The organism is Burkholderia pyrrocinia (genome assembly GCF_001028665.1).
GTDB classification, from domain to species: Bacteria; Pseudomonadota; Gammaproteobacteria; order Burkholderiales; family Burkholderiaceae; genus Burkholderia; species Burkholderia pyrrocinia.
Genome location: NZ_CP011504.1, coordinates 211,174 through 224,257, shown reverse-complemented (window position 1 = coordinate 224,257; position 13,084 = coordinate 211,174). Strand labels below are relative to the sequence as shown.

The 13,084-nt window shown below is 66.3% G+C and carries 13 protein-coding genes; 4 read left to right on the top strand and 9 right to left on the bottom strand.

The window, feature by feature from the left end; genetic code table 11:
• Positions 1-6: 6 nt before the first annotated feature.
• Together modA and ABD05_RS17335 are read right to left on the bottom strand one after the other, a co-directional pair.
• Positions 7-807: a molybdate ABC transporter substrate-binding protein gene (modA, locus tag ABD05_RS17340; RefSeq protein ID WP_047901415.1), complete on the bottom strand. Its 801-nt coding sequence runs from the start codon at positions 805-807 to the stop codon at positions 7-9.
• A gap of 136 nt (positions 808-943) precedes the next feature.
• Positions 944-1,642 (bottom strand): phosphatase PAP2 family protein, encoded by a 699-nt coding sequence (locus tag ABD05_RS17335; protein WP_047901414.1) that lies wholly within the window; start codon positions 1,640-1,642, stop codon positions 944-946.
• Positions 1,643-1,901: 259 nt separating this feature from the next.
• Between ABD05_RS17335 and ABD05_RS17330 the strand changes: the two genes are divergently transcribed.
• The gene (locus ABD05_RS17330) at positions 1,902-3,011 is read left to right on the top strand and encodes an extracellular catalytic domain type 1 short-chain-length polyhydroxyalkanoate depolymerase (RefSeq protein ID WP_047901413.1); all 1,110 of its coding nucleotides are present in this window, start codon (positions 1,902-1,904) and stop codon (positions 3,009-3,011) included.
• Positions 3,012-3,092: 81 nt separating this feature from the next.
• Positions 3,093-3,269 (top strand): DUF3563 family protein, encoded by a 177-nt coding sequence (locus ABD05_RS36265; protein ID WP_065502568.1) that lies wholly within the window; start codon positions 3,093-3,095, stop codon positions 3,267-3,269.
• Positions 3,270-3,376: 107 nt separating this feature from the next.
• Here the strand turns inward: ABD05_RS36265 and ABD05_RS17325 are convergent, their stop codons facing one another.
• From ABD05_RS17325 to ABD05_RS17305, 5 genes are all read right to left on the bottom strand, one after another.
• Complete coding sequence (locus ABD05_RS17325; protein ID WP_031399791.1) at positions 3,377-3,796, bottom strand: organic hydroperoxide resistance protein; 420 nt, start codon at positions 3,794-3,796, stop codon at positions 3,377-3,379.
• Positions 3,797-3,952: 156 nt separating this feature from the next.
• On the bottom strand, positions 3,953-4,405 hold the full coding sequence (locus ABD05_RS17320) for a MarR family winged helix-turn-helix transcriptional regulator (protein WP_047901412.1): 453 nt from the start codon (positions 4,403-4,405) through the stop codon (positions 3,953-3,955).
• A 201-nt stretch (positions 4,406-4,606) separates the two neighbouring features.
• Positions 4,607-5,419, bottom strand: a complete 813-nt coding sequence (locus ABD05_RS17315; RefSeq protein WP_047901411.1) for a BPSS1780 family membrane protein — start codon at positions 5,417-5,419, stop codon at positions 4,607-4,609.
• Positions 5,410-6,408, bottom strand: coding sequence for a homoserine kinase (locus ABD05_RS17310; protein ID WP_047901410.1), 999 nt, complete (start codon positions 6,406-6,408; stop codon positions 5,410-5,412). The genes ABD05_RS17315 and ABD05_RS17310 overlap by 10 nt, the downstream gene beginning before the upstream one ends.
• A gap of 100 nt (positions 6,409-6,508) precedes the next feature.
• The gene (locus tag ABD05_RS17305; protein ID WP_047901409.1) at positions 6,509-6,904 is read right to left on the bottom strand and encodes a hypothetical protein; all 396 of its coding nucleotides are present in this window, start codon (positions 6,902-6,904) and stop codon (positions 6,509-6,511) included.
• Between the two features lie 129 nt (positions 6,905-7,033).
• Here ABD05_RS17305 and ABD05_RS17300 point away from each other — a divergent pair, with 129 nt between their 5' ends.
• Positions 7,034-8,560, top strand: a complete 1,527-nt coding sequence (locus ABD05_RS17300) for an AMP nucleosidase (protein WP_047901408.1) — start codon at positions 7,034-7,036, stop codon at positions 8,558-8,560.
• 114 nt (positions 8,561-8,674) lie between these two features.
• Here the strand turns inward: ABD05_RS17300 and ABD05_RS17295 are convergent, their stop codons facing one another.
• A complete protein-coding gene (locus ABD05_RS17295) occupies positions 8,675-8,974 on the bottom strand; it encodes a hypothetical protein (RefSeq protein ID WP_047901407.1) in 300 nt (99 codons plus the stop codon).
• A gap of 403 nt (positions 8,975-9,377) precedes the next feature.
• Positions 9,378-10,136, bottom strand: a complete 759-nt coding sequence (locus ABD05_RS17290; protein ID WP_047901406.1) for an LOG family protein — start codon at positions 10,134-10,136, stop codon at positions 9,378-9,380.
• Between the two features lies 1 nt (position 10,137).
• Here ABD05_RS17290 and polA point away from each other — a divergent pair, with 1 nt between their 5' ends.
• Positions 10,138-12,891 (top strand): DNA polymerase I, encoded by a 2,754-nt coding sequence (polA, locus tag ABD05_RS17285; RefSeq protein ID WP_047901405.1) that lies wholly within the window; start codon positions 10,138-10,140, stop codon positions 12,889-12,891.
• The last annotated feature ends 193 nt before the right edge of the window (positions 12,892-13,084 follow it).

The window sequence follows — 13,084 nt, the reverse complement described above, 5'->3', positions numbered from 1 at the left end:
ATACGCTCACTTGCCCGCGGGCTTGAAGCCGAACGTCGACAGCACGGCCTGGCCCTGCGGCGACGCGACGAAGTCGATGAACGACTGCGCCTGCGCGGCGTGGCGGCTGTCCTTGACCACGGCGATCGGATAGGTGATGGCCGTCTTCGTCGGCACCGTCAGTGCGACCTTCACGCGGCCGGGCATGATCGCGGCGTCGGTGCCGAACACGAAGCCCGCGTCGACCTCGCCGCGCGCGACGTAGTCGAGGCTCTGGCGCACGTTGGCGGCCAGCACGCCCTTCGCGCTGACGGCATCCCACACGCCGGCCGCGCGCAGCGCGCCTTCGGTGTAGCGGCCGACCGGCACCGATGCCGGGTCGCCGTACGCGATGCGCTTCACGCCGGGCGCGGCCAGGTCATTCAGCGACGTCGGCGCGGCCGCGTGGCTGTCCGCCGGCACGATCAGCACGAGCGAGTTCGCCGCGAAATCGCGGCGCGTGCCGGGCACGATCACCTTTTCATCGGCCGCGCGATCCATTGCCTTCTGGTCGGCCGATGCGAACACGTCGGCCGGCGCGCCCTTGGTGATCTGCTGCATCAGCACGTCCGACGCGCCGAAGTTGAACAGCACCTTGGTGTCCGGATGCTGCTTCTCGTACGCATCGCCGACGGCCTTGAACGCGTTCGTCAGGCTGGCGGCCGCCGACACGACCAGTTCGTCGGCGGCGGAAGCGGGCGCGCTGAACGCGACACCGGCGGCGGCAAGCGTGGCGATCGGCAGCAGGCGGAGCAGGGTGCGGCGAAGCGGACGGACGGTCGAGCGCATGGTGGATTCGTTGTAATGGGTGGAAACCGTAATCGTAATATAGGGCGGGTTATAACGCTCGGCATACCGCTCATGCGACGGTGCGCATGAAATGGTCAGGTCTGAAGAATGGCGGGCGTGACGGCCGGGCGGCCCGTCACGCGTGCAGCGTGTGCGTCGACGATTCGGTGCGCTGCAGCGACGACGGCTGCGACGCGGGATGGTAGTTCGGGTTGGCCTTCCAGCGCGCGCGGACGAACGGGCGCTCGTGGCCCGACAGCTCCAGCGCAACCTTGGTGACCCAGCGATGCGACGGCACCGTGATGCCGTGCAGCGCCACGGTGACGATCGCGAGGCTCGCGACGACCGCGGGCACCGACCAGCGGTGCGGCACCGCGCGCCACGAGCCGGCGATGAACGCAAGCGCGGCGATCGCGCCGACGATGCAGCCGGTGATCGATTCGGACGGCGAATGCGCGTCGAGCGCGACGCGCGACACGCCGACCGCGACGCCGGCTGCGAGCCCGAGCGCGATGCCGGCGATCCGCACCGGCGTGCGCGTGCGGATCAGCATCAGGAAGATCGCGACCGGATAGACCGACGTCGACAGCATCGCGTGGCCGCTGAAGCCCGTGAAATCCCACGCGCGGATGCCGATGCCCCAGCCGAGGAACGCGATCTTCGTGAGCGCGACCACGCCGATCGCGGCGGCGAGCACGCCGAGCCACGCGGTCGCACGCTGCCACGAGTAGCCGAGCGTGAGCCAGACGGCGATCGTGATCGCAAGCGGCAAGGTCAGGCCGGCGCCGCCGAACGCGGTGATCATGATCCACAGGTGAGATGACAGGTCGAACATCGGGAAGGGGACGAACGAAGGCGGGGAGGATGCTTAATTCAACGCGCGAGCCGGGAAGAACGACTACAACGGATACAAGCGGCGAAACTCCAGTATAGCGCCGCGTGCGCACGAGCCCCGTTTTTTGCGCCGCCGGGAACTATCCACGCGCAGGAAAAATCCCAGAAACAATGTTATGGTGCATTGCACAAAGTCGAACGATGCATCCGTTGCGGCGCCCTCATGGCGCCCCTATTTTTCCTGACAGCGAGCCCGATCGATGACCAAAAGTCTGACCAAAGTGTGGCTGGGCGGCATGAAACGCATGTTGTCTCCGGCCGCCAAGCGCGCGGCGCGCGATGCGCAGCGCATCACCCGCGACGCACTCGAGGCCGCCGCGTCTCCCGCCGTATCCGATCTGTCCCCGCCGCGCGAATCGCGCGTGCGTCCGCGCGCAGCCGCGTGGGCGGCGGGCGAGTGGACGCGCGGTGAACACCCGATGGCGCCCGCGCTCGGGCGCCTCGTCCAGAATCTCGCGTACGGCCTCTACGTGCCGCCCGGCCGCCGGCGCGGCGCGATGCCGCTCGTCGTGATGCTGCACGGCTGCCAGCAGTCCGTCGACGAATTCGTGCAGGGCACGCGGATGAACCTGCTGGCCGACAAGCACGGCTTTGCGGTGCTGTATCCGGAACAGTCGCTGCGCGCGCACGCGCACGGCTGCTGGCACTGGTATGAAGACACCGACCGCGCGGGCCGCGGCGAGGCGAACGCGGTTGCGTCGCTGGTCGACGCGGTCGTCGACGAACACGGTTTCGATGCGTCGCGCGTTTATGTCGCGGGGCTGTCGGCCGGTGCGGGCCTCGCGTCGCTTCTTGCACTGCACCATCCCGACCGCTTCGCGGCGGTTGCGCTGCACTCGGGCCCCGCGCTCGGCGAGGCGAATTCCGGCATCACCGCGATGGACGTGATGCGGCGCGGCGTGCGGCAGAACCCGGCCGCGGCCGTCGATGCGCTGGTCGACGCCGCTACGTATCCGGGCATGCCCGCGCTGATCGTCCAGGGCGACGGCGATCACGTCGTCGCGCCGAAGAATGCCGACCAGCTGACGGTGCAGTTCATGCGGCTGAACGGGCTTGCCGACAGCCGCGGCGCGCTGCGCGGCGGCGAACGCGTCGAGACGCGCGGCGCGGGCGTACAGATCACCGATGTCTGCCGCGACGGCGAACCGGTCGTGCGGCTCTGCCATGTGAAAGGGCTCGATCACGCGTGGGCAGGCGGCGACGAAGCCGTGCCGTTTCATGCGGCCGTCGGGCCCGACGCGAGCGCGATGATCTGGGCCTTTTTCGAAGCACAACGTCGCACTGTGGCGACCGAACGACGCATCGTTTGATCGACGCTGGCCAAAGACTAGGGTTTTCCCTATAATTCGGGAAAACCCTAGTCAAAGACCCTTTGGATTGCGAGATCGAACATGTACCTGCTGAGCCACCTCTTCCTGATGCTGACCAAGAACGCTGAAACGGCCCGTAAAGAGCGCGCCGAGGCGTACCTGTCCGAAGCAACCGACATCTACGATCTCGAATTCCGTATGCGCAAGATCGATCGCGAAGCGTCGATGAACCGCCCGTATTCGTTCGGTGCGCGCTAAGTAGCGCAGGCGGGCCAGCCGGCCCGCCGTTCCGGCGAGTCACGCAAAAGGGCGCGTGCGGCAAGAAGCCGCACGCGCCCTTTTTGCATTCGTCGCGCTGTGCCGCGTCAGACGACCGTCAGACGCACCGGCACGTTGTTGCGCGTTGCGTTCGAATACGGGCACACGTGGTGCGCCTTGTCGACCAGCGCCTGCGCGTCGGCCTTGTCGAGCCCCGGCAGCGATACGCGCAGTTCGATGTCGAGCCCGAAGCCGCCTGCGTCGTTCGGGCCGATGCCCACTTCCGCCGTGACCTGCGTATCGGCCGGCAGCGCCTGCTTGTTCTGGCCGGCGACGAATTTCATCGCGCTCAGGAAGCAGGCCGAGTAACCTGCGGCAAACAACTGCTCCGGATTCGTGCCTTCCGCGCCCGTGCCGCCGAGTTCGCGCGGCGCGGCCAGCTTCACTTCCAGCTTGTTGTCTGCGGAAACCGCGCGGCCATCGCGGCCGCCCGTGCTCGTGGCGCTGGTCTTGTACAGAATGTTCATCGTGCAGCTCCTGTCGGGAAAAGGGGAGAAAAGCGGCCCGGTCGAATGGAGTGTCGCCGGCCACGAAGAAAATATAGAACACAAATCATTAGTGTGCAAATGAAATTTTGAAGAAAAACCCGGCCGTGCCGGGTCGGTTGGCCGATGCTCGGCTCGTCAGCGTTCGTTGGCGGCCGACAGCGCGTCGCGCAACTGCTGGAGATCGGCGCGCAGCCTGATCAGGAACTCGGGCGTTTGTTGCATCGCGCAGAAAAGATCGGTGGGCACCGAGCGCGCGGGATCCTTCAGCGCCCGGCCTTCCGGCGTCACGCGCACGTTCACGACGCGTTCGTCGGCCGCACTGCGCACGCGCTCGACGTAGCCGAGCGCTTCCAGCCGCTTGAGCAGCGGCGTGACCGTGGCCGGGTCGAGGTCGAGCCGCGCGGCGATGTCCTTCACCGCGATGTCGTCACGCTCCCACAGCACGAGCATCGCGAGATATTGGGGATAGGTCAGCGACAGCTTGTCGAGCAGCGGCTTGTACGCCTTCGTCATCGCATGCGAAGTCGAGTAGAGCGCGAAGCACAGTTGCTCGTCGAGTGTCTGGGGCAGCGGGGGTGGGCGGTCCATGATTCAGGAGGCGCGGCGGACGCGCGAACAATTTGTACGCAAATTATTTTGCGCGCAAAAGATTCGGTTGAACAGGGGCGCCCGGCCAGGGGCAGCGGGCGGAGGATGCGCGGAGCGGTGCGTGACAGGGGGAGCGCCGGGGCGTAGCCCGGCGCGGGGAACAGTGTGACGGCCGGCGACGCGCGCCGGCCGCGGCGGGCTTCAGCGGCCCGACGTGGTGGTCGTCGGCGCGCCCGGCTCCTGGACGCCGAAGCAGCCGCGATAGGTCGCGTAGAACGAGCAGTACAGCATCGTGACGATGATGATCGTCACCGGCATCATGATCGTCAGCGCATAGGCGCCGGCGCCGAGCGCCTGCAGCAGCAGCGACAGCGCGAGCGACGTGCCGATCGCGACGCCGAACCACAGCACGCCGTACACGACGAACGCGCCGCGATTGCGCCAGCAGCTCACGACGCTGAAGAACAGCGCCTTCGCGGGCGGGACGTCATGCCATGCGACGAGCACTGGCGCGAACCAGAACAGCATCGCGATCGGCAGATACAGCAGCGTCGCGAACATCAGCGCACCGAACGTGCCTTGCGCGGCGAGCGTTTCCGGCGTCGCGCTCGCTTCGTCGGCCGCGCCCATCATCACGTGGAACAGCGCACCGCCGTCCACGAACGACGAAGCGGCGAACACGAGCACCATCGACGCGACATAGATCACGCCGAGCACGAGCAGCCGCTGGGTCGCGACGGTGCCGTACGAGCGGAAGCCGTCGATCAGGATCGTCGGCATCACCGGCTTGCCGGCCACCGTGTCGCGGCACGCGGCCATGAAGCCGACCGCGATGCCGGGAATGAGCACCAGCGGCAGCGCCGAGCCGATCACGGGCACCATCGACACCAGCGTGATCGCCAGCAGGTACGTGAAGAACAGAGTGATGAACGCGAGCGGGTTCCGGCGGAACAGCCAGACGCCTTGACGGAACCAGACATAGCCCGTTTTCGCGGGCACTTCGATCAGTTGCATGCGGTTTGGATCTCGGGAAGCGCGGGCGTATGCGCGATACGCTCGCGCAGGATACGTTCGAAATGGCCAGGGTCGTGCGGCTTGAGCATCTCGGCCGCGCGCGGCAGGTAGAAGTCGTACAGGCGCGACACCCAGAAGCGGTACGCGCCCGCGCGCAGCATGTCGCTCCAGTGGCGGCGTTCCTCGGCCGTGAACGGCCGCACGGTCTGGTACGCGCGCAACAGCGCATCGGCGCGCGCGACGTCGAGCACGCCGGTCGCGAGGTCGACGCACCAGTCGTTGACGGTCACCGCGACGTCGAACAGCCACTTGTCGCATCCGGCGAAATAGAAGTCGAAGAAGCCGCCGAGCCGCACGTCGCGGCCGGTGCCCGGCGCCGCGTGCGCGAACAGCACGTTGTCGCGGAACAGGTCGCAATGGCACGGCCCGGCCGGCAGCGCCGCGTAGTCGGCCGACGCGAAGAAGGCCGCCTGGTGCGCGAGCTCGCCTTCGAGCAGCGTGCGTTGCGCGTCCGTGATGAACGGCACGATCGCCGGCACGTTCTCCTGCCACCACGGCAGGCTGCGCAGGTTCGGCTGGTTGCGCGGGTAATCGCGCCCTGCGAGGTGCAGGCGCGCAAGCATCTGCCCGACCTCGATGCAGTGTTCGACCCCCGGCGCGAGTTCGGCCGCGCCGTCGAGCTTCGTGACGATCGCGGCCGGCTTGCCGTGCAGCTCGCCGAACAGCGCGCCGTCGTCGCGCGGGATCGGATCCGGCACCGGCACGCCGTGGCCGGCCAGGTGGCGCATCAGGTCGAGGTAGAACGGCAACTGTTGCGCCGTCAGCTTTTCGAAGATCGTGAGGACGTACTCGCCGCGCGTCGTCGTCAGGAAGAAATTGCTGTTTTCGATACCGGACGGAATGCCGCGGAACGCAAGCACGTCGCCCAGTTCGTAGTGGCGCATCCATTGCGCGAGATCGGAGTCGGAAACAGCAGTGAAAACGGCCATGCGGGATGCGTCAGGTCAGGGTGTCGGCACGCGGGCGGCGTGCGTCGCGACAGCAGGTGAAGGGGGGGCGGCGCGCCGCGATCGACGCGGCGCGACGGAATCAGTAGCGCAGGTTCAGCGACGGCAGGCGCGTGATCGGGACGCCCGCGTCGTGCGGCTTCGGCGACGTGTCGGGCGTCGAGCTCATCTGGTAGCGCGTGCCGAAGTTCGACTTCACGTCGATCTCGACCGGCTTGCCACGGTCGCGGTATTCGGTGACCTCGGTGCCGTTCTTGCTCTTTTCATGGAAGCTCGGCGTGCGGCGAATGTCGGCGAAGTCGACTTTCGACGTGACTTCGGCACCCGGCCGGTTGATTTTGCGGAGATCGGGCAGGCCGGCGGCTTCGTTGGCCTCGGCCCGGGCCTGCGCGTCGGCGTCAGGCGTGGTGCCGGCGGCGTAAGCGACGCTGGCGGCGGCAAACGCGGCGGCAGCGGCGACGAGAATGAGCGGCTTCATGATGAGTCTCCAGTGAACCCACGGATTTTAGCAAATACTGCGCGGTATCCGGCCCTGGCGTGCGTACGGGCGGCCATGAGAGTGACCGGGTTCCGTGGTAATGTCGTCGGATCAGACGAGGTGATACAAATGAAGAACGATTTGAGCCGCCGGCACCGTGTGCTGACGCCCGAAAGCCCGTCGGTCGAGGCTTTCGACGATCCGATCGCCGCCGTCGGGCGGCTGTCCGCCATTTACGACACGAATACGGGTTTCCTGCGCGACGCATTCGCGCGGTATCGCCGCCACGAACCGATTATCGAGCACGTGCGCGCGTGCTACCCGTTCGTGCGGATCCGCACCGACGTCAACACGCACGTCGATTCGCGCCGCTCGTACGGCTTCGTCGCCGGCCCCGGCGTGTTCGAGACGACGGTCACGCGCCCCGATCTCTTCGCGAACTACTATCGCGAGCAACTGCGCCTGCTGTCGAAGAACCACCATGTCAAGATCGAGATCGGCGTGTCGTCGCAGCCGATTCCGATCCATTTTGCGTTTCCGGAAGGCATCCATCTCGAAGGCGAGCTCGACCGCGACCGCCTGCTCGCGATGCGCGACATCTTCGACACGCCCGACCTGTCGTATCTCGACGACCGCATCGTCAACGGCACGTTCGAACCGGCACCGGGCGAGCCGCATCCGCTCGCGCTGTTCACGGCCGCGCGCGTCGACTTCTCGCTGCACCGGCTGCGTCACTACACGGCGACGTCGCCCACGCATTTCCAGAACTACGTGCTCTACACGAACTACCAGTTCTACATCGACGAGTTCGTGAAGCTCGGCCGCATGATGATGACGGAAAGCACCGATCCCGAGGTGCGCGCGTACCGCAGCCAGTACAGTTCGTTCGTCGAGCCGGGCGATGTCGTCACGTACAACGCGAACCTCGGCAGCGAGCCGGCCGAGGGCTCCGCGCCGCCGCGCCTGCCGCAGATGCCCGCGTATCACCTGAAGCGCGCGGACGGCAGCGGGATCACGATGGTCAACATCGGCGTCGGCCCGTCGAACGCGAAGACGATCACCGACCACATCGCGGTGCTGCGTCCGCACGCATGGGTGATGCTCGGTCACTGCGCGGGGCTGCGCAACACGCAGCGCCTCGGCGACTACGTGCTGGCGCACGGTTACGTGCGCGAGGATCACGTGCTCGACGCCGACCTGCCGCTGTGGGTGCCGATTCCGGCGCTCGCCGAAGTGCAGCTCGCGCTCGAGCGCGCGGTGGCCGACGTCACGCGGCTCGAAGGCGTCGAACTGAAGCGCGTGATGCGCACGGGCACGGTCGCGAGCGTCGACAACCGCAACTGGGAGTTGCGCGACCATCGCGAGCCCGTGCAGCGGCTGTCGCAGAGCCGCGCGATCGCGCTCGACATGGAAAGCGCGACGATCGCCGCGAACGGCTTCCGCTTCCGCGTGCCGTACGGCACGCTGCTGTGCGTGTCGGACAAGCCGCTGCACGGCGAGCTGAAGCTGCCGGGCATGGCCGACACGTTTTATCGCGGGCAGGTCGACCAGCACCTGCAGATCGGCGTGAAGGCGATGGAGATCCTGCGCACGAACGGGCTCGACAAGCTGCATAGCCGGAAGCTGCGGAGCTTTGCGGAAGTGGCGTTTCAGTAACTGCCCGGCGCGATGGCGCCTCCAATGACAAAGGCCTCACGCGAACGCTTGTTCACGTGAGGCCTTTGTCTTTCCGCGTCAGCGCCGGGGCAGGACGGCCCGGCGGTCATGCGCTCAGCACTCGCCCTTCTTCGCGTGTCCCGGCGGGCAGTGGTAGCCGCGGCGATCGTCATGACCACGATAACGCTGATGATCTTCCCACTCGCGGCGTTCCCAGTAGCGGCGGCCATCCCAGTAGCGGTCGCCATGCCAGCCGATGATGACTGCGGGCGCCGGAGCGACCAGGACGGGCGCGGGCGCGACGACGACCGGCGCGGGCGTGCCGATGTTGACGTCGACGTTGACGGCGTGGGCGAGGCCGGACAGCGAGAGGCCGAGGCCGGCGAAAGCGAGAGCGATCGATGAGCGCTTCATGTTCTTATCCGTGATGTCGTTGTGAGGAGGTCGGCGCGGCGCAACGGGAGCGACTCCGAATCGCGAATCGTTCCGCAGGGGGGGATCGCCTGCGCCGACGGAATGCAGTGTGCTGCGACGCGTTGGAAAAGGCGAGGGGCGTTTATTACGGCGAGTTGAAAGCCGGTGCGAGCGGAACGCGCATGCTGCGCGGCGCGACTTGACAATGACGGGCCGCAGGGCCGGGACCGTGATGTTGCACGACGCAGCGTCGGCCGCGCGAATTTGACATTCGGCGGCGCGCGGCCGTGAAGCGGGATTAACAGCGCGTTACAAAGTAGCGTGCGGCAGGCGGCGCGATCGCCATGCCTGCCGCGCGGAAAGCAGTACGCCGGCCGTCGGGCCGGCGGTTGTCACGGAGCGATTACAGATAGAACATCCGGTCTTCTTCGGGCCGCGGCGGATGCCCTTCTTCGTCCGAACCTTCTTCCTCGCCGCTGTCCTCGTAGAACGCGAGCACTGCGTCGAGCACCTGGTCGGGATCGTCGATCACCTGCATCAGATCCATGTCTTCCGGATTGATCAGGCCCATCGGAATGAGCTGGTCGCGGAACCATTGCAGCAAGCCCTGCCAGAACGTGCTGCCGACGAGGATGATCGGCACGAGGCGCGATTTCTTCGTTTGGATCAGCGTGAGCACTTCGGACAGCTCGTCGAGCGTGCCGAAACCGCCGGGCATCACGATCACCGCATCCGAATTCTTCACGAACGTGACCTTGCGCGTGAAGAAGTGGCGGAAGCGCAGCGAGATGTCCTGGTAGTGGTTGCCGGCCTGCTCGTGCGGCAGCTCGATGTTCAGGCCGACCGACGGCGCCTTGCCGGCGTGCGCGCCCTTGTTCGCGGCTTCCATGATGCCGGGGCCGCCGCCGGAGATCACGGCGAAGCCGGCGTCGGACAGCTTGCGCGCGATCTGCGCGGCCAGCTTGTAGTGCGGCGTATCGGGTTTGAGGCGGGCAGAACCGTAGATGCTGACAGCCGGGCGGATCTCCGACAGGTACTCGGTCGCCTCGATAAACTCTGCCATAATCGTGAACATCTGCCACGATGCGCGGGCCTTCTTGGCCGTCGCGCGTTCTTGATCTGCGAGCGAACGCAGACTCGGAATCACTTTTCTCTTGTTCATAATGCCTGAAGAACGAAATCTGGAAGGTAAGACCCTGCTATTGGTTGACGGTTCGAGCTATCTGTATCGGGCTTACCATGCGATGCCTGATTTGCGTGGCCCTGGCGGGGAGCCGACCGGAGCGCTCTACGGAATCATCAACATGCTGCGCCGTATGCGCAAGGAAGTCAGTGCAGAGTATAGCGCTTGCGTGTTCGATGCAAAGGGCAAGACGTTCCGTGACGACCTTTATGCCGACTATAAGGCAAACCGTCCGTCGATGCCGCCCGACCTCGCATTGCAGGTCGAACCGATCCACGGCGCCGTGCGCGCGCTCGGCTGGCCGTTGCTGATGGTCGAAGGCGTCGAGGCCGACGACGTGATCGGCACGCTCGCGCGCGAAGCCGAACGGCACGGGATGAACGTGATCGTGTCGACCGGCGACAAGGATCTTGCGCAGCTCGTGACCGACCGCATCACGCTCGTCAATACGATGACCAACGAGACGCTCGACCGCGACGGCGTGATCGCGAAGTTCGGCGTGCCGCCCGAGCGGATCATCGACTACCTGGCATTGATCGGCGACACCGTCGACAACGTGCCGGGCGTCGAGAAGTGCGGGCCGAAGACGGCCGTGAAATGGCTGTCGCAATACGACAGCCTCGACGGCGTCATCGCGCACGCGGGCGACATCAAGGGCGTGGTCGGCGACAACCTGCGCCGCGCGCTCGACTTCCTGCCGCTCGGCCGCACGCTCGTGACGGTCGACACGGCCTGCGATCTCGCGCCGCATCTCGAATCGATCGAAGCGTCGCTGAAGAGCGACGGCGAAGCGCGCGACCTGATGCGCGACATCTTCGCGCGCTACGGCTTCAAGACGTGGCTGCGCGAAGTCGACAGCGCGCCTGCGGAAGGCGGCGGCGCCGATGCGCCGGAAGGCGAGCCGGCACCGGTGGTGGCGGCCGACATCGTTCGCGAATACGACACGATCCAGACCTGGGAGCAATTCGACGCGTGGTTCGCGAAGATCGACGCGGCCGCGCTGACCGCGTTCGACACCGAGACGACCGCGCTCGATCCGATGCTCGCGCGGCTCGTCGGCCTGTCGTTCTCGGTCGAACCGGGCAAGGCCGCGTACCTGCCGGTCGCGCACCGCGGCCCCGACATGCCCGAGCAGCTTCCGATCGACGAAGTGCTCGCGCGCCTGAAGCCGTGGCTCGAGTCGGCCGATCGCAAGAAGGTCGGCCAGCACCTGAAGTACGACGCGCAGGTGCTCGCGAACTACGACATCGCGCTGAACGGCATCGAGCACGACACGCTGCTCGAATCGTACGTGGTCGAATCGCACCGCACGCATGACATGGACAGCCTCGCGCTGCGTCATCTGGGCGTCAAGACGATCAAGTATGAAGACGTCGCCGGCAAGGGCGCGAAGCAGATCGGTTTCGACGAAGTGGCGCTTGCGCAGGCCGCCGAATACGCGGCCGAGGATGCCGACATTACGCTGCAGCTTCATCACGCGCTGTATCCGCAGGTCGCGCGCGAACCGGGCCTCGAGCGCGTGTATCGCGAGATCGAGATGCCGGTGTCGCTCGTACTGCGCAAGATGGAACGCACGGGCGTGCTGATCGACGACGCGCTGCTGCAGGCGCAGAGCACCGAAATCGCGACGCGTCTGATCGAGCTCGAAGCGCAGGCGTACGAACTGGCGGGCGGCGAATTCAATCTCGGCTCGCCGAAGCAGATCGGGCAGATCTTCTTCGAGAAGCTGCAGTTGCCGGTCGTGAAGAAGACGCCGAGCGGCGCGCCGTCGACCGACGAAGAAGTGCTGCAGAAGCTGGCGGAGGATTACCCGCTGCCGAAGGTGCTGCTCGAGCATCGCGGGCTGTCGAAGCTGAAGTCGACCTATACCGACAAGCTGCCGCGCATGGTGAACCTCGCAACGGGCCGCGTGCATACGAACTATGCGCAGGCCGTCGCGGTGACGGGCCGTCTCGCATCGAACGATCCTAATCTTCAGAACATTCCGGTGCGCACGGCCGAAGGCCGGCGGATCCGCGAGGCGTTCATCGCATCGCCGGGCCACCGGATCGTGTCGGCCGACTATTCGCAGATCGAGCTGCGGATCATGGCGCACATCTCGGGCGACGCGTCGCTGCTGCGCGCGTTCTCGCAGGGCGAGGACATCCACCGCGCGACGGCCGCCGAGGTGTTCGGCGTGACGCCGCTGGAGGTCCATTCCGACCAGCGCCGGATCGCGAAGGTGATCAACTTCGGGCTTATCTACGGGATGAGCGCGTTCGGGCTCGCGTCGAACCTCGGCATCACGCGCGACGCGGCTAAGCTCTATATCGACCGTTATTTCGCCCGCTATCCGGGCGTCGCGCAGTACATGGAAGACACGCGCGCGATCGCGAAGGAGAAGGGCTACGTCGAAACCGTTTTCGGTCGCCGCCTGTGGCTGCCGGAGATCAACGGCGGCAACGGCCCGCGCCGCCAGGCGGCCGAGCGCGCGGCCATCAATGCGCCGATGCAGGGTACGGCGGCCGACCTGATCAAGCTGTCGATGATCGCGGTGGACGACTGGCTCACGCGCGACAAGCTTGCGTCGCGGATGATCATGCAGGTGCACGATGAACTGGTGCTCGAGGTGCCCGACGACGAACTGTCGCTCGTGCGCGAGAAACTGCCGGAAATGATGTGCGGCGTCGCGAAGCTGAAGGTGCCGCTCGTCGCCGAAGTAGGCGCCGGCGCGAACTGGGAAGAGGCACACTGACGCACCGCTGCGCGGTTCCCGATTCCTGCGGCATATTGTTGCAGGGATGCTGAATATCGAGATGGTTTGCTTGTGGTCAACGCGCAAGCTCCCGGACAATGCATGTCAGTCATGTCATTGACGCGGGGCGGCGCGCCCCGCGTTCCGGGATCGGACGCATCGAAGTGCTTCGAACTGCACATCGATGATGTCC